This is a genomic window from Pectobacterium aroidearum (genome assembly GCF_015689195.1).
In the GTDB taxonomy this organism is placed as follows: domain Bacteria; phylum Pseudomonadota; class Gammaproteobacteria; order Enterobacterales; family Enterobacteriaceae; genus Pectobacterium; species Pectobacterium aroidearum.
In genome coordinates this window covers 1,092,184-1,115,235 of record NZ_CP065044.1, presented here as the reverse complement: position 1 = coordinate 1,115,235, position 23,052 = coordinate 1,092,184, and the positions used below count along the sequence as shown (strand labels likewise).

The window sequence follows — 23,052 nt, the reverse complement described above, 5'->3', positions numbered from 1 at the left end:
ATCCTTTTACAATGGCGTATCAATGCGATACTCACGCCAGTGGCAACGGGAGAAAAATGATGTGGCAACGGCGCGCGCTGGAACTCAATACGCAGGATATTTGGCACTGGCAACAGGTCCTCTCGGTCACCGATTACGCCCGAGAACAGGGTTTCAATACGCTGGTGCTGGGCGCTGCGGATTTGTTGGATAAACTGGTTACACCGGAAGCCTACAATAACGCACGTTTTGACGATCGCATCAGCAGCCAGCAACGTTCCCGCTGTATTTACCTGAATCAGGTCGCGTCACACTGCCGTGAACAGGGGCTGGCGCTGTATCTGCAATGCAAAGAGCTGTCGTTTCCCACAGATTTACTGCTTCATCACCCGGAATTGCTGGACGACAAACATAGCCTCCGCATGGATACCAATTTTTGGTGCGACTACCTTGCCGCCAAAGTCGAACTGCTGATGCAGCAGATCCCGCGCCTGAGCGGCCTGCTGCTGGCGATCTCCAACAGCGACAGCCTGCTGCGCTTTTCAGCCCCTTCTGGCGATGAGATCAACGGCGTCGTTCCCGTCACGACACACTGGCCGACGAACGCTGACAGCGAGCAGATCTACCACCGCTTATTTTCCGCCGTCGCCCGCGTGATGCACTACCACCAGCGTCATCTGGTATTGCGCGCCTTTCCCGCCAGCCATCAGGACATCGGTAATGTGCTGAACGCTATTCGCACGCTGCCAGAATCCGTTTCTGTCGCCATCAAAGTCACGCCGGAACGCTTCTGGCCTGAGTTCCCCAATAACCCTGCGCTGCTGGACGTCAGCGGGCGTGAAGTCTGGGTTGAACTGGATCTGGCGGGCGAAGAAGTTGGCTGGGGCAACCTTCCCTTCCTGCGCTACACCGAAGTGCAGGGGCGACTGCTGTGGTGCCGGGAGAAAAATCCCGCGATTGTCAGCGCTCTGTGTCGCATCAGTTGGGAAGGCGTGGATAATCACAGTGTAATCGGTACGCTCAGCGAATTTACGCTGTTCGCCAGTTCCCGCTTACTCATGAACCAGACCGCATCGACAAACGAAAGTACGCTGTTCGCGCAGTGGTTAATGGCGCGCTATCAGTGGCAACCGGACGATAGCGTACTGCACACGATGCAGACCTTGTTGGATCAGGCGCATCAGGCCATTTCCCTGTCACTGTACGCCCGCCACCACGTTTTTCACCGCCACAGCCTGCTGCCGACCAGTTTTGGTCAGGCGATCTGGAGCCTGTATGGTCAGCTCAACCGTAACCACTGGCTACCGGGCTCCGGTCAGGATATTACGTTCGACCCGCAGCATGCGGAGCTGGCGTCGCAAAACCTCTATCACATCGCGAAAGAGAAAGATGCCGCGTGGCAGTTGGCGGAACAGTGCCAGCAGGCCGCACTGCAATTCTCTCGTGAACACACGATGCCGGAAGCGCTCCGCCAGCGCTGGCAGCAGGAATGGCGCGGCCTGACGCTGTATTGCCGTGCGTTTGTTCACGCGCAAAAAGCCTTCTTTACGCTGCACTACTGCAAACAGGTGGAGAACAACTGGACGCTGCGAGAAATCGCCAAAACCAACATTCAGGCGCTGTACGGGATCGGGCATGAGATGGAAGATTTCTGCCTACAGCACCGGGAGTACCCGGTGAGCATGCATGTGATGTTTGACGCCGGGCGTCCACGCGCGTTAGCCGATAGCCTGCAACAGCAGTTGGCTGAACTCGCGTAACGCACCGGCCAATAAAATACCGTAGTCAGTCACTGACTACGGTATTCGGTGATTCGCTTAGCGGATCACCCGTTTCAGAATGCGATCGCCTGAATTGCTGAAGTTTTTCGCCGACTCTTCGACGCTCTTTTTGCCATAATCCAGCTGTTCGATGGTTTGCAGGATCAGGCTGGCAAGCTGCGGATCTTCAAGATAGGAAGAAACGGGTGTTTGCATCGGCTTTTGCAGCGCCAGCGATAATCCGGCAACCGACAGATCGTTCGTATCCAGTTTCTGCTTTTCTTCCAGCGCTTGTCTGGCGATGCGGCTGAGCGGAATACCGCGCTCGGTGCCCATCAGCAGCGCTCCCTCAGGGTCGTTCATCAGGAAATTCAGCAGCAGCGCCGCTTCTTTCGGGTGCTTGGTATTTTTACTGATGGCAAACAGCATGGAGGGTTTGAAGAACTGCCCGGAATTCTCTGACCCCGGCGTCATGATGTATGGCCCTAACTCAAGCTTGCCGGGTGCCGCCAGCGGATCGGCGTATTTCTTCACGACCGAAATCCACAGATGCGCGCCGCCGTATTCGCCGTTAATCCAGGGACGCGTTTCATACATGCCGACTTTGCCAAACGCGTTGTAATACTTCGAGGACGGCATCACATGTTCGTCGATCAAACGCTTATAGAAGCGGAACGCCTCGATCCATTGCGCCTCGCTGTAGTTAAAGCGTTTGTTCTTTTCATCGATCATGCCGATCTGATATTTCTGCGTCATGTAATAGTTGATCAATTCCAGCACGCCTTCACCGCTGTCCTGCGCGGGAGAAGCAATGGGGAAATAGTTATCGCCCAGTTTTTCTTTAAATACCTTACCGGCATGGAACAGCTCATCCCAGGTGGTGGGATACGGCAGTCCGGCTTTCTTCCAGGTTTCCGTGTTGTAGTACATCACCAGCGCATTCAGCGAGGTGGAAATCGCATTCACCTTGCCATCAATCGTCGCGGGCTTCAGCGCATCTTCTGGGAAATCCTGCAATTTTAGCGTATCACTCAGCTTATTCAGGTCATAAAAGCCGGTACCGGTCTTGGAAAAAATCGGCAGCCAGTTCCAGTTGACCTGTAACACATCCGGTTCTTCACCGCTGGCAATCTGTGTCGTCAGACGGGATAAGTGCCCGTCCCAGCCGGTATATTCCGGCTTCACGCTGATATGCGGATATTTTTTCTGAAACGCCTCCAGTGCGGTCAACGTCGCCTGATGACGACTATTTCCTCCCCACCAGGAGAGGCGCAATTCCACGGGTTCAGCAGCCTGCGCGAGCGAACAGAGCGCAGAGAAGGCGATGACAATCAGTCCAGGTAATCTCATTTTTCCCCCAACGACATTATTATTGTGGTGTGTCTGGTGTGGCGTATGGATGAGAACAGGTAGGGTACATGACTACATTTCTCGACCCTGACAAGATAGGCAGAACCTTTTTTATCGCGCCAGCCGTCACGGCGGAAAAACGCGTGATTTGCGGGGCTGACGGAAGAAATGTTGATGGCCGCGTCGCGTTAGTGGACGTTTCAATCACGCAGCGTGAGCCCTATCTGACGCAGCAGGGAGGTGCCTCACATCATTAACCGGCACACCACACCAAAAAGAGATTTATTTCACAAATAAGAAACACAAAAACAACAAAACCACCCCGTGTGCGTGGTAAAAAAGAGAAAACGGTGTAAAAACGTGATGAAACACACACAGCATGAAGCACCGCACCCTTCTCTTCGTTATGCCTTTCACATTCTCTTACGCCACACGCCATAGGCTGTGAAGCCCGCTCCAAGCTCCGCAGATTTCATCGTGTCAGATCCTGCCGAACGCTCCAAAACATGTTGCAATGCGATCATGAACGGCAAAATTGGATCTCATCATGAAGCACTCTATTCAGTCATACTCCCCCGCCGCCGACGGCGTCACACCGGATACCGCCATTTTTCAGCAGGCTATCGACAGGATTGCGGCACAGGGCGGCGGCACCCTGACGGTAGAACCGGGGCGCTATCTGTTAGGGGGATTGCTGCTGCCTTCCAATTTTTGCCTGCAACTGGAGGCGGGGGCTGAGCTAATCGTCAGCGGCGACTATGAGCAGTTTACGCAGGCTACCACCATCAGCATGGCCGAGCTTTCACATCGGGCGTTTCTTTATGCTTACCAACAGCGCAATATCACGATCTGCGGTCAGGGTAAGATCATGGGAAATGCCGACGCCTATTTCTCGGTGGAACCCGACGATCAAGGCTATCGCCTGCCTGCGCAACATCGGCCACGCATTGTGGTTTTTGAGGATTGCGAACACATCCGCCTGTGTGACTTTACGATTGAACACGCGCCAATGTGGACCGTGCATTTGGTCAGTTGTCGTCACGTCATCGTCGAACGCCTGACGATTGATAACGATCTGAGCATGGCGAATACCGATGCGCTGGATCTCGATAGCTGCCAGCAGGTACAAATCAGCAACTGCTCGCTGAGCGCCGCCGACGATGCACTGTGCATCAAAACCACCAATAAGCCACCACATCTGCAACGTAAGGTGCAGCAGGTCGTTATCAGCAATTGCCTGTTGCGCTCCAAGAGCTGTGCGCTGAAGGTCGGCACCGAAACCTTTGCCGACATTGAAGATATCTCCGTCAGCAACTGTGCCATTTACGATACCAACCGCGCGATCGGCCTGATCTCCCGCGATGGTGGCACGTTCCGACGTTTGCAGTTCAGCAACATCACATTCCAGTGTGTCGCCGCACATCCGTGCCACTGGGGCAAAGCCGATCCGATCTTTATCTCCGTACGCTATCGCGATCCTGCCATCGAACCGGGTCGGATCGAAGCGGTACAATTTTCTCAGATCGCGGGGATCAGCGAGGGAGCGATTAACCTACACAGCACGCCCGCAGGCTACATTCGTGATATCCATTTCCATGCCGTGCACCTCGAACAGCGGCAGAGCGACTCGCCGGAACAGGGCATGTACGATGTGCGTCCGCCCTGCAACCCGGAACGCCCTACAGGTATGGGGTTAGACAATGCGTATCGGGTCGATCCCATTACCGGGCGCGCATTCGGCGTTGAGCACTACCCAGACGGCATGCCCGCGTTATTTGCTCGCGGCGTCCTGAACCTGACCACCAGTCACATGACGATCCACCGTCCCGATCCGCTCCCTTCAGGCTGGCATCACGCCACGATCGTGCAGTTGGAAGAATAAGTACTTTCGGGTAGTATGCGACGGTTTTTTGCATACTATGTTCTGAAAGCCCCCTTTTCAGAACGAAACCGGGAACATCGCTATGGTCACTACGCTATTTAAAGATTTTCAGTTTGAAGCCGCGCATCATTTGCCCCACGTGCCGGAAGGCCACAAATGCGGGCGGCTGCATGGGCACTCTTTCATGGTGAGACTGGAAATTACCGGTGAAGTGGATCCGCATACCGGCTGGGTGATGGATTTCTCTGAGCTGAAAGCCGCGTTCAAACCTACGTGGGAGCGGTTGGATCACCACTATCTGAATGAGATCCCCGGACTGGAAAACCCAACCAGCGAGGTGCTGGCGCACTGGATCTGGCACCAGTTGAAGCCGACATTACCGCTGCTCAGCGCCGTGATGGTGAAAGAAACCTGCACCGCAGGCTGCGTCTATAAAGGCGAGTAACGAAGAAGTGGTATGTAGTCTGGCGTGAAGCTCCCTCTCTCACGCCGCTGCTATCAGTCGATAAATATCAGGCAATATTCAGGTATTTATGTGTCTGCATAGAAAGCCGCCAGTTACGGGCGATGCAGGTCGCAATACACAGTTTGGTCGCATCGTCTTTCTGGCTGATCGGCTGTAGCGCTACGATGCGCGGCTTATCATCATCAAGCCGTGCCAGTAGCGCATCCAACGCTTCAATATCACGTTCACGCGCCACCGGGTGTTTGATCTCATCCGCCCGTTGCAGTGCCTGATCGAGCACCTTCATGCCGCCGCGCATATTCACCTTCGGCGATACCGTCACCCAGGTTTTTGGCGAACAGCGCACGTCGTGGGTGCCGCTGGTTTCAATCTGGCAACTAAAGCCCTGCTTTTCCAACTGTAGCGTCAGCGGTGCCAAATCGTGGATACACGGCTCACCGCCGGTGATCACGATGTGGCGTGCCGTGTAACCCTGCTGCGTCATCAGCGCCAGAATATCGTCCGCACTCGCCGCGCCCCAGGCATCGCTTTCTTCCGTTTTTACCAGCACCTGATCCAATGAGGTTTCCCGCTCTGCCAGTTTGTCCCAGGTGTGTTTGGTATCGCACCAGCTACAGCCGACCGGGCACCCTTGCAGGCGCACAAACACCGCCGGCACACCGGTAAAATAGCCTTCGCCCTGTAACGTCTGGAACATTTCATTAATCGGGTACTGCATGGTTTTCACTGTCTCATTCACTTAAAAAGGCATTATACCCTAAATCCTCCGCGTTGCAGGACGGCGACAATACTGCCCCCATTCGACGGCCCCTTGCCGAGGACAGTTGAGTAATTCGACGTGTGCATCAATAATCAATCTGTTGTTAGGATTTCACCTGCATTCGTTACGTTTCATTATTAACAAGGACAAAAACAAATGAAGTTATTGAAACCATTAGCCTTATTACTCGCCTCTTGTGCCTTTGTGCCTGCGTTTGCGCAGGCGCAGGATATCGCCCAGGTTAAAACCCAGCCGGGCTATTACCGCATGATGCTGGGGCAGTTCGAAATCACGGCACTGTCTGACGGCACCAACACTATGCCGATGGATAAACTGTTGCAGCGGACACCACCGGAAAAAATCACTGAACTGCTGGCAGAGAAAGCGCTGACGCCGCAGGTGGAAACCTCCATCAACGCCTATTTGGTCAATACCGGCAAACACCTGATTCTGATCGATACAGGGAACGGTAAGCAGAGCAATCCCACGGTCGGGAAAGTGCTGCCGAACCTGATTGCGGCGGGCTACAAGCCTGAGCAGGTCGATACCATATTGATGACCCACCTGCACGGTGACCATTTTGGTGGTCTGGTACAGGACAGCAAGCTGAACTACCCGAACGCTACCGTGTATGTCAGCCAGCCAGAAACCGACTTCTGGCTCAGCCCGGATAACCTGAAAAGCGCGCCAGAGAACAGAAAGGCGGCGTTTCAACGTGTGCAAACTATCTTTGATACCATTAAGAAAGAGAACAAGCTGAAAACGTTCCCGGCTCAGCAGACAACACTGCTGCCCGGTGTGACCGCGATCCCAAGCCCAGGACATACGCCGGGACACACCTCGTTTATGGTCGAGAGCGAAGGGAAAAAATTGCTGGTATGGGGAGACATCATTCATGCGGAAGCGGTACAGATGAGCTTACCCGCCACCACCATCAGCTTTGACTCAAATATGGATCAGGCGACAGAATCCCGTAATAAAGCGCTGGCCGACGCCGCCAGTCAGGCTTACTGGGTTGCAGGCGCCCACCTCCCCTTCCCCGGCATCGGCCATGTGGGTACACGCCTGGAACGCAACGGCACCACCAACGGTTATCGCTGGCTGCCAGCGAATTACAGCGTATCGGGATTGTCACAGTAATCCCTTCGTCGTCACTCAAGCAGGGGGCAAATCCGCCCCCTGCTCCGCAATCGCCTCCGCAATTTGCTCATACAGCCACGCGATCGCCGGATTACTGTCCTGCCTTGCATGCCAAAGCGCCGAGAGCGTATATGTCGGTAAATCAAGCGGGACTGGGCTATCGTTCAGGCCATAATGCTGGCACCACAGCGTCGCTAATTTCTCCGGGACGGTGGCGACCGACGGCGTGTGCTGCAATATGCCCGGCAGAGCGGAGAAATGCGGCGTGGTGTAATAAATCGTCCGCGTCATTCCCTGTTTTTCCAGCATGTCGTCCACGATGCCATGTGCACGTTCACGGTAGGTCACCAGTAAATGGCGCTGCTGGCTGTATACATCCAAAGGAACAGGAGACGGCAGCGCGAGCTGTTGTGGGTGCCACAACGCCCTGAACCCTGACGATAACAGCGCACGCTGTTTCAACCAGCCAGCCTTTGGGCTGGCGACGGAAATGACCAGATCGACGCTATCATTTTCCAACCGTTCCACATCCAAAAACGGATCGGTGGCAACAAGGTTGATGCGCAAATGAGGGGCATTCGCTTTGATCCGTTTCAGCAATAGCGGCATCAGCCATATTTCCACCCAGTCGGTCATGCCCAGCGTGATCGCGCGTGAATCGGTCAGCGGATCAAAGCTCTCGGGCTCACCCAGAACCGACTGCAACTGTTCAAACGCAGGTGACAATTGGGTCGCCAGATAATCCGCACGTGCCGTTGGGCGCATCACCTGTCCCGTGCGGATAAACAGCGGATCGTCAAACAGCGTACGCAAACGTGCCAGCGCACCGCTCACGGCGGGTTGCCCCAAATGCAGCTTATCCGCCGCCACAGAGACACTTCTTTCACGATACAACACCAGAAATGTCACCAGCAGGTTTAAATCCACACCACGAAAATCATTTTCCATGATAGTCAGTATCAAATTAATCAATTTGAACAATAGTAGCGTCAGCAGAATAATCGTTCCAGTCCCTGACGAGCAGGGTCACTTTCCAAGAGTGCACAATGAAAACGAATCTTCTGAAACAGACGTTACTACCCGCGGTTTTGCTGATGGGTTCGCCCCTTATCGCCGAGGCAGAATCGGTGCCTCAACTGAGAACGCAGGCGCCGGGTTATTACCGCATGATGCTAGGCCAGTTTGAAATTACCGCTCTTTCTGACGGTACAGTCACTATCCCACTGGATAAGCTGCTCACCCATATTTCCTACGAGGAAATGCTGCACCTGCTGGCGCAAAAGAATCTCCAGCCACAGGTTGAAACCTCGATTAATGCGTACCTCATTAATACGGGTAAACAGCTGATACTGGTCGATACAGGAGCCGGGCCGCTATTCGGCAAACAAGGAGGGAAATTACCCGATAATCTGCGCGCCGCAGGCTACCCACCTGAGAAGATCGATACCGTTTTGCTGACCCATATTCATGCCGACCATTCCGGCGGCGTCTCGCGTGACGGCAAGCTGGTTTTCCCAAATGCCACCATTTACGTTAATCAGAAAGATGTGGATTTCTGGCTCAATCCGACTAATAGCAATCAGGTGCGGGATAGCGAGAAACACACGTTCGGGCAGTCTGAAGATTCATTACAACCCGTGCTTGCCGCTAAGCGACTAAAAACCTTCACGGGTAAACAGCAACTTTTTCCGGGCATTACCGCCGTACCAGCACCGGGGCATACGCCGGGGCACAGCCTTTATCAGATCGAAAGTGGCGGTCAAAAACTGACGCTATGGGGCGATACGATCCATGCAGAAGCCGTACAATTTCCTCGCCCCATGACCACGATCGATTTCGATCGCAATATGGATGAAGCCGCAGAAGCTCGCTTACAGATTCTGGCCGAAGCGGCACAGAATAATGAATGGATTGGTGCGGCGCACATTTCCTTCCCCGGTTTAGGCCAGGTTAAAGCCGTGTATGATGCTAACGGTAAACCAAACGGCTACCGCTGGCTCCCTGCGAATTACAGTATGGCGGGGCTCAAAAACTAAGGGGCAGAATGGAATTCATTACGTTAATCACTGGCGGTTCGCGCGACATTGGCCGCGCAGGCGATAGCTGGCAGTTATCGGAAGAAGCCTCTTACGTCACTGGGAATTTTATTGACCTGGCAGGCGGGAAATAGACGCAACCTATGCAGGTTCCCACCGCTTAGCCTGTCTCTTAATCACATTTGTATGCAGATTAAGAGAGGCTTTCGTGCGCCATACTGCGGCAATTCATGTTGCGCTATGTACACGCGCCCGACGTAGGGCGGCTCAATCGCCGCCGCCCTACGAACCCAGGCTTCCGGCTAAATTATGCCGCTACGCGGTTCCATCGGTGCGTTTGACCGCTAGTCGAGCCGCCAGTGACATGCTCCCGGCATGGCACTGTCTTTCGCGACGTCCTGTCGCTCACTCGGCGGTCAAGCCCACCGCTGCATAATTTTAACGCCGGATAACGGCCAAACCATAAAAATTCACAACATTTGCATATAAGAGTTGCGATGACCTGTTATAGATATACCCGCAGGTATTCCGCCAGACACAGGATCGCCATTGCCTGACCGTACGGCATGGAGGTCAGCGCGATGTTGCGGTAGAAATCCAGATCGTTGCCCATCGCAGTACCGAATGATACCTGCGTCAGCTCGCCGTCCTCATTAACGTGATTAATCACGCCGCGAATCGCTTTCTCCGCCACTTCAGCGTAGCTCGGATCGACATAGCGCTTGCGCACCGCTTTCAAAATACCGTAGGCAAAACCGGCGGTTGCCGAGCTTTCGAGGTACGAGTTTGGATCGTCAATCAGCGTGTGCCACAGGCCACTGTCATCCTGATATTTCGCCAATGCTTCAATCTGGCTTTCCAACACCTGCAACAGGAAGCGGCGTGTCGCGTTATGCTCCGGGAGATCCAGCAGTTCGATAAATTCAGGAATCACGATCGTCAGCCAGCTGTTACCACGGGCCCAGCGCGCTTTGGCATAGTTGTGCTGCCCTTCAAACGTCCAGCCGTGGAACCACAGGCCGCTTTCACGATCCATCAGGTATTGCACGTGTAGCAAGAACTGATACGTGGCTTCTTCCACAAACTCCGGCCGGTTTAACAGCTTGCCGATTTTCGCCAGCGGCAGCACGCTCATCATCAGCGTGTCATCCCACAGCTGCTGGTGGTTTTCATTGTTATAAACAATGTGCTGCAAACCCTGCTTGTCCGTGCGCGGCATTTCATACATCACCCACTCCGCCCAGCGCTCCAGATACGGCCGCCAGCGCGCGTCGCCCGTCTCTTCATAGCGATAAGCCAGCGTCAGGAACGGACATACGGTGTTCACGTTCTTCGTCGGCGTACCTTCAGCCAGACGCTCAGTAAACCAGTCGTCGATGATGGCACGCATCTGCTCGTCACCCGTCTGCTGATAATACTGGTAAATTCCGTACAGCCCGATGCCGTGCGTCCATTCCCATCCCGCCCAGCCTTTGGTATCAATCACACGACCATCGTCCAACCGTAACAAGAACTCACCGGTTTTATCCTCAATATTCACCAGATTGTCGGTGATACGGCAAATCAGCGCCTTCAGACCTTCACGGGAGATGAAGCGTTCCGGCTGACGTAAAAGCGGGCTATGTTTTACACTGAATACGGTCATAGTCATTCATCCAATTGAGTTATCAGTTAACAATTCAATACAGTTACGACTGCGTGGCGTGCGTGACCGGCTTGTCGCCTTTATGGCGGTTCAGGTAGCCGATGTTGTTGTTGCCCCACAGCGATTCATACGGCATACCAGCCAGCATTTCGACCGTTGCCCGCGCCTGCGGCGTAATCTTTTCCGGTACAGGGCGTCCGGCTTCGCGCATTTTCAGCGTTTCTTCCCGCAGCACGCTGTGCGTTTGCAGATTGAGTTTAAAGCGCAGAGAAACCAGGAAACCCAGTGCCAGCACACCCACGGTGCCAACGCTCAAAATCATCAGAATCGTGTGGCTGACGCCCGGAGCCTGTACGCTCTGCCCGGACACAAAGCCGGATAGCTGCAATACCACGCCCACCAGCATCACCGCCCCCGCCTGAGAGGCTTTGCGAGTCAGCGTCATAATCCCGGCGAAGATCCCTTCGCGACGCTGTGCGGTGATCACTTCGTCCACGTCAGCGATGTAAGTGTAGGTATTCCACGGCACGTAGTTGATCCCGCCGCGCCCGATGCCAGCCAGCGCAGAAATCAACAACAGCAGAGAGAAGGTGTCATGCAGGCCGCTGTACCACAGAACCGCGTAGGAGAAGGCGCTCAGGCCGAACAGGCACACGACTAAACGGTAAGACGGCGCGGGTCCAAAGCGGATACATAGCGGAATCATGCCAATCACCGCGATGAATTGCAGAATCGCCATCGTTCCCATCAGGTTAGACGCCATCGTTGGGCTCTGCATCAGCACAAAGACCACGTAGTACGTGAACACGGCGTTAAACACGTCCTGAGCGATATACCCACCCAGATACATACCCAGATGCTGACGGAAAATACGAATGCGCAGCGTTGAGAGCAGTTCGACGTTCAGCCGTTTCAGACTTTGGCCTAACGTCAGAGACTGACGTTCTTTCTCCGCCCGTAGCGACGCTTCCGACATCTGATCCCGCGGGCGTTCCCAGGTAAAGAAATAGACCAACGTCAGCACCAGTGCACAGATAACGGAGAACACCAGGCTCGAATAGAAGAAAGAAACGGCGTTGTCTTTGCCAAAGTAGCCCAGCAGAATGCCCGGAAGAAACGCGGCTAAAATGGCGGAAAGCTGCGCCAGTGCGATGCGTGCGCCGGAGAACTTGGTTTTCTGTTTGAAATCGTCGGTCATTTCCGGCACCAGCGTTTCATACGGCACCAGCACCATGGTGTAGACGATATCGAACAGCAGGTACGTCAGCAGATAGTACCAATAGCCCATGTCCCCGACCCACATGAAGCTGTAGCTGAACACACAGGGAATACCGAGCAGAATAAAGAATTTACGGCGGCCAAAGCGTTTGCCAAGCCAGGTGGAACCGAAGTTATCGGTCAGGAAGCCCATCAGCGGGCTGACGACGGCATCAAGCACGCGCGCCATCGCAAAAATAAAGGTTGCCTCAATCGGCGTCAGGCCACAGAACGTGGTGTAAAAATAGAGTAACCAGGCGGCCGTCAGCGCAGTTGTACCAGCACCAAGAAAGTCCCCCGAACCGTAGGCTAAATAGTTAGCCAAACCGATCTTACGCGTTTTCATCGCCATCCTTCCCCGAACATTTTTAGTTATGAAGGTGTCACGCAGTTACGTTAGCGCCCGGCGATCGTGAAAACCTTTGCGCTTTTGCCACCACGCGCCCCGCGCTGGCAGCACAGGGAAGATTGGTGCGATCCGCGTCAAAGATTTTATAAAAAGCCATTTTAACTGAACGAAACCCGCAGTTCGTTTATGGCGATCACAGGATGGAAGAAGGGAAGTCAGGAGGAAGGCAGGCCGTGTCGTCAATGGACGCTGCCTCGTGATACCTTGAAAAATAGTGCTTTCTGTAGCAGAGAATGGCGTTACTCCGCGTGCTGTAATCGCCACAGGAAGGTCTGCCGCGCGTGGGCTAAACGCGGCTGGCGCAGCGCGCCCGGCACCCAGGCCAGATAGTAATCCAGCTGTGTAGTACTGACGGGGGGCGGGATAATCGCAAGTTTCCCGGCATCCAGCAGATCCTGACATAAATACACTGGCATGACCGTCCAGCCAAATCCGCTGGTCAGCACGCGACGCAGCGCACGCAAATCCTGACTCACCACGGCAGGCAGCAGCCCCTTATCCTCCATGCGGTTCTTCTTCAGCCAGTGATCAATCAGGGGAAGCTCAAGGTCATACGCCAGCATCGGCTCCTGCGCCAGCGCCTGTGGCAAGTCACCGGCCTGCAATAGCCGTTCGACAATCGCAGGTGCCGCCACCGCCTGTAGCGTCGCACTCTTTAGCAAATCGCTTTTCAGCCGCTTATCCGTCACCGGGTGCGCCGTGATACCCAAATCACAGTGTCCTTCCAGCAGCATCTGTTTAATCAAATCGCCATCGCCAGTATGCATATGCACCCGCACACCCGCCTCAAGCAGCGGTAATAGCTGCTCCGACACCACTTCGGCCATGAAATCTGCATGGCCAATGATATGCAGCGTCCCCGCGACGTCCATTGATCGCGCGCGGGCGGAAGCCAGTGCCGCCTCGGCTTCATCAAGCTTATCGCCCAGATCCGCCGCCAGATCGTCTGCCGCCGATGTTGGCGTCACGCCGTTTGCCTGACGTTCAAAGAGACGCCGCCCCACCGCCACCTCCAGCCCGGCAATGTGCTGCGACACCGCAGGCTGAGTCAGATTAAGCGCGCGCGACGCCCCGCTAATTGAGCGCTGCCGATAGACTTCCACAAATGTGCGTAACCGGATGAGTGACATACGAGACCTATAGAGACTGAGATATAAAATTATTTATACCCCTCGAATAATAATCTTGTTGGCGAGCGTATCAACCCCTGCCGTATCCTTTATCCCATCCTGAGTAGCCCAAAAATTCCGGCTAACCTTCTGTTTTCTCTGGTACTCGACGAATAAAAGAGGACAAAACATGTCGACACAACAATCCAAAAAGGATTTACAGGCTATCCTGAATACGATGAAGCGTGCTCACATTGCATCTGGCCCTGCCGATGTCGCACGGCGTAAAGATCGCTTACAGCGCAGCATCAATCTTATCCGCGAAAACCACGTGGCGCTTGCACAGGCCATGAGTGAAGATTTCGGCCATCGTAGCCTGTATCACTCCTTCGCCGCTGATGTCGGCACCACCTTGAAGATGCTACAGAACGCCATCGACAACGTTGAACGCTGGATGCAGCCAGAGCCAGTTGATGAACCCGCTCCCGGTATGCAGGCATGGATTCAGCATCAGCCTCTGGGCGTGATCGGCGTCATCAGCCCGTGGAACTTCCCGGTGAACCTGTCATTTGGCCCGCTGGCTGACATTTTTGCTGCCGGCAATACCGCGATTCTGAAACCGTCAGAACTCACACCGCGTACGTCTGAACTGCTGGCGGAACTGATTGCCCACTATTTCGACCCGCTGGAATTGGCTGTGGTACTGGGTGATGCGGAAATCGGTCAGGCATTCAGCGAGCTGCCGTTCGATCATCTGGTCTTCACCGGCAGCACTGCCGTGGGGAAACACGTGATGCGCGCGGCGGCAGAGAATCTGGTGCCGGTCACGCTAGAATTGGGTGGAAAATCACCAGTCGTGATCGATAGCAGCGCAGATATCACCGAAGCCGTGGAGCGCACGCTGACGGTGAAAACCTTCAACGCTGGGCAAATCTGCCTGTCGCCGGACTATGTTCTGCTGCCCGAAGGCCAGGAGCAGGCCTTCCGCGATGCCGCGAAAGCCTTTATGCAGAAAAGTTTCCCAACGCTACAGGCGAACCCGGATTACACGTCTATCATTGCTGACAGGCATTACGATCGCCTGATTCGAATCCTGAAAGAAGCCGAACAGCAAGGCGCAACCGTCGTCAGCCTGGCACCGGAAGGCGAAGCCCCCTACGATGCTAACAGCCGCAAAATTGCACCGCATCTCGTGTTCGGTGTCCATGACGATATGGCGATCATGCAGGAAGAAATTTTTGGCCCGCTGCTGCCGGTTAAAACCTATCAGACAGCAGAAGAACCGATTACCTATATCAACGCGCATCCACGTCCGCTGGCAGCGTATCTGTTCAGCCATGATGACGCCATGCAGCAGCGCTTCGCCGCCAGAACCACATCCGGTGCGCTGGTCATCAACGATGTGATGACGCACGTGTCTATCGACACGCTCCCATTCGGCGGCGTTGGCGCATCCGGCATCGGCGCATACCACGGCGTCCACGGATTCCGCCGTTTCAGCCACGCTAAACCGATTGTCATACAGAGTGAGGATGGCGCGTCTAACCTGACGTTGCGTGCACCTTACCATGAGAAACAAGACGCGATTGTCGCAGCCCTCAAAGGGTAATCGGCATCGATTCCCCCATTCATCCTGCAACCATAGAGAGAAAAACGATGAAAATTTTAATGGTACTGACTTCTCACGACAAACTGGGCAACACCGGCAATAAAACCGGCTTCTGGCTGGAAGAGTTTGCCGCCCCTTATTACACCTTTAAAGATGCAGGCGCCGAGCTGGTGCTCGCTTCCCCTGCTGGCGGCCAGCCGCCCCTCGACCCGAAAAGCGATCTGGAAGATTTTCAAACCGAGCTAACGCATCGCTTTAAAGCCGACCCTGCTGCGCAGAAGGAACTGGCCAATACGGTAAAACTCGATACCGTCAGCGAACAGGATTTCGATGCCGTTTTCTATCCCGGTGGCCACGGCCCGCTGTGGGATCTGGCAGAATCGCCGGTCTCGATCGCGCTCATCGAAGCCTTTGTTCGCGCCAACAAGCCGACTGGTTTTGTCTGCCACGCACCGGGCGTCCTGATTCATGTGAAAGCAGAAAATGGCGACGCCCTGATTAAAGGTCGCAAAGTGACGGGCTTCACCAACGGTGAAGAAGAAGCGGTTCAGTTGACGGACGTAGTGCCTTTCCTGATTGAAGATGAATTCAAGAAACTGGGTGGACTATACGAAAAAGGCCCCGACTGGGCACCGTACCTCGTTGAAGACGGCAAGCTGATCACTGGTCAGAACCCGGCAAGCTCGGAAGTCGTCGCCAAAGCGATCCTCAAACAGCTGGCTTAATCCGCGCCCCCCCCTCATGTCTGTGTCTAAAAAAACAGGCCCGAAAGGTGGCAGACAAGGATGTCTGCCATAAAAAAACGTTCGGAACGTTTTTCAACGTTGCGCAGCAACGGCCCGAAGGGTGGCGGACAAGGATGTCCGCCATAAAAAAATCCAGAAACGTTTTCACGCTTCTGGATTTTTAGGGTTAATCACGTTGGCGTATATCAGGCCGTTTTCTCAGTGGCCTGATACACCAAAGACGTAATTACTGACCTTTAACTTCTTTCAGACCGTTGAACGGTGCAGAATCACCCAGTGCTTCTTCGATACGAATCAGCTGGTTGTATTTAGCAACACGGTCAGAACGGCTCATAGAACCGGTTTTGATCTGGCCAGCCGCTGTACCTACTGCCAGGTCAGCGATGGTTGCATCTTCAGTTTCGCCTGAACGGTGAGAGATAACAGCCGTGTAGCCTGCATCTTTCGCCATTTTAATCGCAGCCAGCGTTTCGGTCAGAGAACCGATCTGGTTGAATTTGATCAGGATGGAGTTAGCGATGCCTTTCTCGATACCTTCTTTCAGGATCTTAGTGTTGGTTACGAACAGGTCGTCACCAACCAGCTGGATTTTGTCGCCCAGAACTTTAGTCTGGTATGCGAAGCCAGCCCAGTCAGATTCGTCCAGACCATCTTCGATAGACACGATTGGGTACTGTTTGGTCAGATCTTCTAGGAAGTGGGTGAATTCTTCAGAGGTGAACGCTTTGTTGCCTTCGCCAGCCAGAACGTATTTACCGTCTTTGTAGAATTCAGATGCTGCACAGTCCATCGCCAGCGTGATGTCTTTGCCCAGCTCGTAGCCTGCTGCTTTTACCGCTTCAGCGATAACAGCCAGCGCTTCGGCGTTGGAACCCAGGTTAGGCGCGTAGCCGCCTTCGTCACCCACAGCGGTACCCATACCTTTGGATTTCAGAACTTTAGCCAGAGTATGGAACACTTCAGAACCCATACGGATGGCTTCTTTCAGTGTTTTCGCGCCAACAGGCTGAATCATGAACTCTTGGATATCAACGTTGTTATCCGCGTGCTCGCCGCCGTTGATGATGTTCATCATTGGCAGTGGCATAGAATATTTGCCTGGGGTGCCGTTCAGTTCAGCGATGTGAGCATACAGCGGCAGACCTTTTGACGCAGCAGCAGCTTTAGCAGCAGCCAGAGACACAGCCAGAATGGCGTTAGCGCCGAATTTGGATTTGTTGTCAGTGCCATCCAGGTCGATCATGATCTTGTCGATGTTCGCCTGATCTTTCGCGTCTTTACCCACAACAGCCTGAGCAATCGGGCCGTTAACAGCAGCAACGGCTTTCGTTACGCCTTTGCCCAGAAAACGGGATTTGTCACCGTCACGCAGTTCCAGCGCTTCGCGAGAGCCAGTAGAAGCTCCTGATGGCGCAGCAGCCAGACCTACAAAACCACCTTCCAGATGAACTTCCGCTTCAACAGTTGGGTTTCCACGCGAGTCGATGATTTCACGGCCGATGACTTTAACAATTTTGGACATTAGATTTTCCTCAGTACAAGTTAAACTAAAACTTTAGATAGAACTAAAACCCTAGACGAGCAACGCGCGATAGCGATCGCGCGTTGCTCGTATAACTCTTACTTCACCTGACGCTTCTGGTACGCGCCAGCGGCTTTCACAAAGCCGGCAAACAGGGGATGTCCATCTCGCGGCGTTGATGTGAATTCCGGGTGGAATTGACAGGCAACGAACCAGGGATGATCGGGTAACTCAACAATCTCCACCAGTTTGCGGTCGGCGGAAAGACCAGCAACCCGTAATCCCGCCGCTTCAATCTGTTTCAACAGCATGTTGTTCACTTCATAACGATGACGGTGACGTTCGATAATCGTCTGCTCACCGTACATCTGACGCACCAGACTGCCTTCGGTCAGATGGCATTGTTGCCCACCAACGCGCATGGTGCCGCCCAGATCGCTGGCTTCATCACGAACTTCAACATTGCCGTTCTCATCACGCCATTCCGTGATCAGCGCAACCACCGGGTACTTACAGTCTGGCACAAACTCCGTTGAGTTTGCCCCTTCCATTCCGGCAACGTTACGGGCAAATTCCATTAATGCGACCTGCATCCCCAGGCAGATGCCCAGATAAGGGACATTGTTCTCACGGGCGTAATTCGCCGCCATGATTTTCCCTTCGACGCCGCGATAGCCAAAACCGCCCGGAATCAGGATAGCGTCTAAATCTTTCAGTACTTCGACACCACGGGTTTCGACATCCTGCGAGTCGATCAGCTTGATATTCACCGTCAGGCGATTCTTCAAGCCACCGTGTTTCAGCGCTTCAATCACGGATTTGTAAGCATCCGGCAGCGCAACATATTTGCCGACCATACCGATAGTGACTTCACCGCCCGGATTCGCTTCTTCATACACAACCTGTTCCCATTCTGACAGGTTTGCTTCAGGGCAGTTCAAGCTGAATCGTTTACAAATATAATCGTCCAGCCCTTGTGATTTCAATAGCGACGGGATTTTATAAATCGAATCAATGTCTTTAAGGGATATTACTGCTTTTTCCGGCACATTACAGAATAAAGCAATTTTTGCACGCTCATTGGCAGGCACGGTGCGGTCAGAACGGCAAATCAGCACATCAGGCTGAATACCGATGGAAAGCAGTTCTTTAACGGAGTGCTGTGTCGGCTTGGTTTTCACTTCGCCCGCCGCCGCCAGATACGGCACCAGCGTCAGGTGCATAAACAGCGTGTGCTCACGACCTACTTGTACCGCCATCTGCCGAATCGCTTCAAGGAACGGTAAGGATTCGATATCACCGACAGTTCCGCCGATTTCGACCAGAACGACATCGTGGCCTTCGCCACCTTCAATGATGCGCTCTTTAATCGCGTTGGTGATATGTGGGATCACCTGAATGGTCGCGCCCAGATAGTCGCCACGGCGCTCTTTGCGCAGGACATCAGAGTAGATACGGCCAGTGGTGAAGTTGTTGCGGCGCGACATTTTGGTGCGGATGAAACGCTCGTAGTGGCCCAAGTCCAGATCGGTTTCAGCGCCGTCTTCGGTGACAAAGACTTCACCGTGTTGCGTCGGGCTCATCGTGCCCGGATCCACGTTGATGTACGGGTCCAGTTTCATGATGGTAACGTTGAGGCCACGGGCTTCGAGAATAGCCGCCAGAGAGGCTGCGGCAATGCCTTTACCCAGAGAGGAAACGACCCCGCCGGTCACAAAAATATAATTAGTTGTCATGCTGAACCTGAGAGTTTAGGTTTAAAGACGATGGAAGTACCAAGACGGGAAAGTAGTATACCTGAACCTGATGAGCGCCACAAATGTTCGTTTTACACAATGTGACGATTCCAACACACGCGCAGACGAGGTGAAACCACCTTCACCTCACCCCACAATCACCTTTAAAAACAATAAAATAAAAACGTTAAAATCAATAAAAAACGGCTTTATCGCTAAATAGGGATTAATGACTGATTTCCTGTTTTTTCACCTGCTGCCACGCGGCTTCCATTTCGTCCAGCGTTGCCTGTTCCAACGTCTTTCCCGATGCCGTAACGATTTGTTCTACCTCACGAAAACGGCGCGTGAACTTACGATTCGCGGCCTGTAACGCATTCTCGGCCTTGTGTCCCAGATGACGAGAGAGATTGACTGTGGCGAATAATAAATCACCAATCTCTTCACCTAATTTTTCTTCATCGACAACGGCTTGCCGCGCCTCAAACATGACCTCATCAATCTCTTCATACACTTTATCGAGCACCGGCCCCAGGCTGTCCCAATCGAAGCCAACAGACGCACAACGCTGCTGAATTTTTTGCGCTTTCATCAAGGCAGGCAACGCATCAGGAATATCATCCAACTGAGAATGGCGATCTTTCTCCGCTCGCTCCTGCGCTTTTGTCTGCTCCCAATTTGCCAGCACGGCATCGCTGTCCGTCAGCGTCAGATCTCCAAAAATATGCGGGTGGCGGCGTTCCAGCTTGTCGCTGATGGTATTACACACATCGGAGAAATCGAACAAGCCCTTTTCCTGTGCCATCTGCGCGTAAAACACCACCTGAAACAGCAAATCCCCTAACTCACCGCGCAAATCATCAAAATCCTGACGGCTGATGGCGTCCAGCACCTCATACGTTTCTTCCAGCGTATAGGGCGCGATAGTGTCAAAAGTCTGTTTCTTGTCCCACGGACAGCCATTTTCGGGATCGCGGAGGGTTTTCATGATGGCGAGCAGGCGCTCGACGGAGGATAAATTCGTCAAAGATACGTTCATAATATTCCTGAAAATCAAAAATTATTTTTACGAAGGTTGCAGACAAGCTGGAGGTTTCGTGCGCGATATATTCCAACGCTCATTTCCGCAACTGCGTCGCGCCCGACACGGGGCGTCCAATCGACGCCGCCCCGTGACCCCAGTCTTTTACGCGGGAATTACGCCGCTTCGCGGTGCCTTCGGAAATACAGTCATCTGGCGGACCGTCGCTGACGCGTTCCCTACGCGGCAGCGACTTTCGTGGCATCCATGCCACTCATCCTGGATGGCTGTGTTTCCTCAGCGTAATTTTTACGCTTGAGACAAAACACAAAACCATCATTTATGCCCCTTGCTGGCGCCGCGCGTCGATCACATCCGGCAGTTGGTTGAGCTTCGCCAGAATGCGGCTCAGCACTTGCAGGTTGTAGATCTCGATATCCATATCAATCGTTGCCAGTTGCTGTTTGGTGTCGCTGCGGCTGGCGACGCCCAGTACATTGACCTTCTCATTCGCCAGAATCGTGGTGATATCCCGCAGGAGGCCGCTGCGATCGTTGGCAATCACCCTCACCACCAGCGAATAACCGCTGGAGTAGCTTTCGCCCCATACCGCATCCACAATCCGCTCTGGCGAGCTGGCGCGCAGTTCATCCAGTTGTTCACAGTCCGCGCGGTGAATCGAAATCCCACGACCGCGTGTGATGAACCCGGTGATTTCATCGCCCGGAATCGGCTGGCAGCAGCGCGCGATATGGTGCATCAGGTTACCGACACCTTCGACCACCACGCGACCGTTATCTTTATGGGTACGCGTTGGCGGCTGCTGCGATTTCTGCGTCAGCTGGCGCAGTGCTTCACGATCCAGTTCTTCCGCGCTCGGCTGTTTTAACTGCGATTGCAGGAAATTCACCATCTGGTTCAGACGAACATCGCCGCCGCCGATAGCAGCCAGTAATTCATCCAGCGAATTCACGTTGTAACGCGGCAGTAGCAATTTCTCCGCCGCTTTCAGGCTAATTCCCAAATGCGCCAGTTCGTCATCCAGAATCTGCCGTCCCGCCAGAATATTCTTGTCGCGATCCTGCTTGCGGAACCAGTTCTGGATCTTGGAACGTCCGCGGCTGGTGGTGATATACCCCAGATTCGGGTTCAGCCAGTCACGGCTCGGATTTGGCTGCTTCTGGGTGATGATTTCAATCTGATCGCCCATTTGCAGCTGATAGGTAAACGGCACAATACGCCCACTGATTTTTGCCCCGATGCAGCGGTGCCCGATATCGCTGTGAATGTGGTAAGCAAAATCCAACGGTGTGGAGCCGGCGGGGAGATCCACCACGTCGCCTTTCGGCGTAAAGACATACACGCGATCGTCAAACACCTGACTGCGAACTTCGTCCAGCACGTCGTTCGAATCGGCCATCTCTTCCTGCCAGGCAAGCAGTTTACGCAGCCAGGCAATGCGGCCTTCGTAGCCGGAACGTCCGCCTACCGAGGTGCCTTCTTTATATTTCCAGTGTGCCGCGACGCCCAGCTCGGCATCTTCATGCATCTGGCGCGTACGAATCTGAATTTCGAGCGTCTTTCCGCCCGGCCCTAACACCACAGTGTGGATAGACTGATAACCGTTCGGTTTCGGGTTGGCGACGTAGTCGTCAAACTCGTCCGGCAAATGGCGGTAATGGGTATGTACGATCCCAAGTGCCCCGTAGCAGTCCTGCAAACGCTCAACGACAATGCGCACCGCACGCACATCAAACAGCTCATCGAACGACAGCGCTTTCTTCTGCATCTTGCGCCAAATGCTGTAAATATGCTTGGGACGGCCGTAAATCTCTGCCTGCACGCCCTCTTCTTTCATCGCATCACGCAGCGTTTTAACAAAATCATCAATGTACTGCGCACGATCGATACGGCGCTCGTGCAGCAGTTTGGCAATTTTTTTATATTCATCCGGGTGCAGGTAGCGGAAGCAGAAATCTTCCAGTTCCCACTTCAACTGCCCGATGCCCAAGCGGTTCGCCAACGGCGCGTAGATATTGGTACACTCTTTGGCCGCCAATACCCGTTCTTCTTCCGGGGCATCTTTCACTTCACGCAGGTGGGCGATCCGCTCGGCGAGCTTGATGACCACGCAGCGGAAATCTTCCACCATCGCCAGCAACATGCGACGGATATTATCGACCTGCTCAGACGCGCCAGAGTCATTCTGCGTTGCTTTGAGCTGGCGAATTGCATCCATATCGCGCACGCCATGCACCAAATCAACGATGTTTTTACCAAATGCGGCTTCCAGCGTGGCCTCATCGACCACGTTTGCATCCGCCAGTGGAAAGAGCAGCGCTGCGCGCATGCTGTCATTGTCCATACTGAGCGTGGACAGGATTTCCACCATTTCAATGCCGCGCCACAGCAGTAGCGGTGCATCGGGGTGATCTTGCGTTTGCTGCTCACAGTAACGCCAGGTTTCGGCTAAACGTTCACATGATTGCTGGCTGGAAATACCCAGCGAAGCAATCCACGCGTCAGGGACAAATTCACCTGCCGTATTCAAATGCGCACTTCTTACCGCAACCATAATTTCTCCCTACGTTACCCTTCACCTTGCAAACGACGCCGCTTTGCAGC

General features: G+C 53.9%; 20 protein-coding genes. 9 read left to right on the top strand and 11 right to left on the bottom strand.

The features are described 5' to 3' along the window. Positions 1-59 precede the first annotated feature (59 nt). Entirely contained in the window at positions 60-1,739 is a 1,680-nt protein-coding gene (locus tag I2D83_RS04975) for a hypothetical protein (RefSeq protein ID WP_205948141.1), read from the top strand. Between the two features lie 57 nt (positions 1,740-1,796). Here I2D83_RS04975 and I2D83_RS04970 read toward each other — a convergent pair whose 3' ends face one another. After that, the gene (locus I2D83_RS04970) at positions 1,797-3,089 is read right to left on the bottom strand and encodes an ABC transporter substrate-binding protein (RefSeq protein WP_015841515.1); all 1,293 of its coding nucleotides are present in this window, start codon (positions 3,087-3,089) and stop codon (positions 1,797-1,799) included. A gap of 68 nt (positions 3,090-3,157) precedes the next feature. On the opposite strand from I2D83_RS04970, the gene I2D83_RS04965 reads away from it, so the two are divergent. The 3 genes from I2D83_RS04965 (at position 3,158) to queD (ending at position 5,416) form a co-directional block, all read left to right on the top strand. Next, a complete protein-coding gene (locus tag I2D83_RS04965; RefSeq protein WP_180778680.1) occupies positions 3,158-3,346 on the top strand; it encodes a hypothetical protein in 189 nt (62 codons plus the stop codon). A 290-nt stretch (positions 3,347-3,636) separates the two neighbouring features. Continuing rightward, positions 3,637-4,971, top strand: coding sequence for a glycoside hydrolase family 28 protein (locus tag I2D83_RS04960; RefSeq protein ID WP_194430940.1), 1,335 nt, complete (start codon positions 3,637-3,639; stop codon positions 4,969-4,971). Between the two features lie 82 nt (positions 4,972-5,053). Continuing rightward, positions 5,054-5,416 (top strand): 6-carboxytetrahydropterin synthase QueD, encoded by a 363-nt coding sequence (gene queD, locus I2D83_RS04955; protein ID WP_015841518.1) that lies wholly within the window; start codon positions 5,054-5,056, stop codon positions 5,414-5,416. Positions 5,417-5,483: 67 nt separating this feature from the next. Here queD and queE read toward each other — a convergent pair whose 3' ends face one another. After that, positions 5,484-6,155, bottom strand: coding sequence for a 7-carboxy-7-deazaguanine synthase QueE (gene queE / locus I2D83_RS04950; RefSeq protein ID WP_205947655.1), 672 nt, complete (start codon positions 6,153-6,155; stop codon positions 5,484-5,486). Positions 6,156-6,353: 198 nt separating this feature from the next. Here queE and I2D83_RS04945 point away from each other — a divergent pair, with 198 nt between their 5' ends. After that, the gene (locus I2D83_RS04945; RefSeq protein WP_182101228.1) at positions 6,354-7,337 is read left to right on the top strand and encodes an MBL fold metallo-hydrolase; all 984 of its coding nucleotides are present in this window, start codon (positions 6,354-6,356) and stop codon (positions 7,335-7,337) included. Between the two features lie 15 nt (positions 7,338-7,352). On the opposite strand, the gene I2D83_RS04940 is transcribed toward I2D83_RS04945, so the two are convergent. After that, on the bottom strand, positions 7,353-8,285 hold the full coding sequence (locus I2D83_RS04940; protein ID WP_205947654.1) for a LysR family transcriptional regulator: 933 nt from the start codon (positions 8,283-8,285) through the stop codon (positions 7,353-7,355). A 98-nt stretch (positions 8,286-8,383) separates the two neighbouring features. Here I2D83_RS04940 and I2D83_RS04935 point away from each other — a divergent pair, with 98 nt between their 5' ends. Beyond that, positions 8,384-9,373 (top strand): MBL fold metallo-hydrolase, encoded by a 990-nt coding sequence (locus tag I2D83_RS04935; RefSeq protein ID WP_205947653.1) that lies wholly within the window; start codon positions 8,384-8,386, stop codon positions 9,371-9,373. A gap of 8 nt (positions 9,374-9,381) precedes the next feature. Then, positions 9,382-9,507 carry a hypothetical protein gene (locus I2D83_RS22470; RefSeq protein WP_264042984.1) on the top strand — a complete coding sequence of 42 codons (126 nt, stop codon included), beginning with the start codon at positions 9,382-9,384 and terminating at the stop codon, positions 9,505-9,507. 371 nt (positions 9,508-9,878) lie between these two features. On the opposite strand, the gene bglB is transcribed toward I2D83_RS22470, so the two are convergent. From bglB to I2D83_RS04920, 3 genes are all read right to left on the bottom strand, one after another. Continuing rightward, complete coding sequence (bglB, locus tag I2D83_RS04930; protein ID WP_015841525.1) at positions 9,879-11,018, bottom strand: beta-galactosidase BglB; 1,140 nt, start codon at positions 11,016-11,018, stop codon at positions 9,879-9,881. Positions 11,019-11,061: 43 nt separating this feature from the next. Then, positions 11,062-12,621, bottom strand: coding sequence for an MFS transporter (locus tag I2D83_RS04925; RefSeq protein WP_180778674.1), 1,560 nt, complete (start codon positions 12,619-12,621; stop codon positions 11,062-11,064). Positions 12,622-12,923: 302 nt separating this feature from the next. Continuing rightward, entirely contained in the window at positions 12,924-13,814 is an 891-nt protein-coding gene (locus tag I2D83_RS04920) for a LysR family transcriptional regulator (protein WP_205947652.1), read from the bottom strand. A gap of 169 nt (positions 13,815-13,983) precedes the next feature. Between I2D83_RS04920 and I2D83_RS04915 the strand changes: the two genes are divergently transcribed. Together I2D83_RS04915 and I2D83_RS04910 are read left to right on the top strand one after the other, a co-directional pair. Further along, positions 13,984-15,402, top strand: coding sequence for a coniferyl aldehyde dehydrogenase (locus I2D83_RS04915; RefSeq protein ID WP_205947651.1), 1,419 nt, complete (start codon positions 13,984-13,986; stop codon positions 15,400-15,402). 47 nt (positions 15,403-15,449) lie between these two features. Next, positions 15,450-16,127, top strand: a complete 678-nt coding sequence (locus tag I2D83_RS04910) for a type 1 glutamine amidotransferase domain-containing protein (RefSeq protein ID WP_205947650.1) — start codon at positions 15,450-15,452, stop codon at positions 16,125-16,127. Positions 16,128-16,374: 247 nt separating this feature from the next. Here the strand turns inward: I2D83_RS04910 and eno are convergent, their stop codons facing one another. From eno to relA, 5 genes are all read right to left on the bottom strand, one after another. Beyond that, positions 16,375-17,670 carry a phosphopyruvate hydratase gene (gene eno / locus I2D83_RS04905; protein WP_015841532.1) on the bottom strand — a complete coding sequence of 432 codons (1,296 nt, stop codon included), beginning with the start codon at positions 17,668-17,670 and terminating at the stop codon, positions 16,375-16,377. Positions 17,671-17,768: 98 nt separating this feature from the next. After that, positions 17,769-19,406, bottom strand: coding sequence for a glutamine hydrolyzing CTP synthase (gene pyrG, locus I2D83_RS04900; protein WP_015841533.1), 1,638 nt, complete (start codon positions 19,404-19,406; stop codon positions 17,769-17,771). A 226-nt stretch (positions 19,407-19,632) separates the two neighbouring features. Continuing rightward, positions 19,633-20,445 (bottom strand): nucleoside triphosphate pyrophosphohydrolase, encoded by an 813-nt coding sequence (gene mazG, locus I2D83_RS04895; RefSeq protein WP_205947649.1) that lies wholly within the window; start codon positions 20,443-20,445, stop codon positions 19,633-19,635. A 79-nt stretch (positions 20,446-20,524) separates the two neighbouring features. Then, on the bottom strand, positions 20,525-20,692 hold the full coding sequence (locus I2D83_RS04890; RefSeq protein WP_161494299.1) for a hypothetical protein: 168 nt from the start codon (positions 20,690-20,692) through the stop codon (positions 20,525-20,527). Between the two features lie 75 nt (positions 20,693-20,767). Then, positions 20,768-23,002: a GTP diphosphokinase gene (gene relA, locus I2D83_RS04885; protein WP_181829204.1), complete on the bottom strand. Its 2,235-nt coding sequence runs from the start codon at positions 23,000-23,002 to the stop codon at positions 20,768-20,770. Positions 23,003-23,052 lie beyond the last annotated feature (50 nt).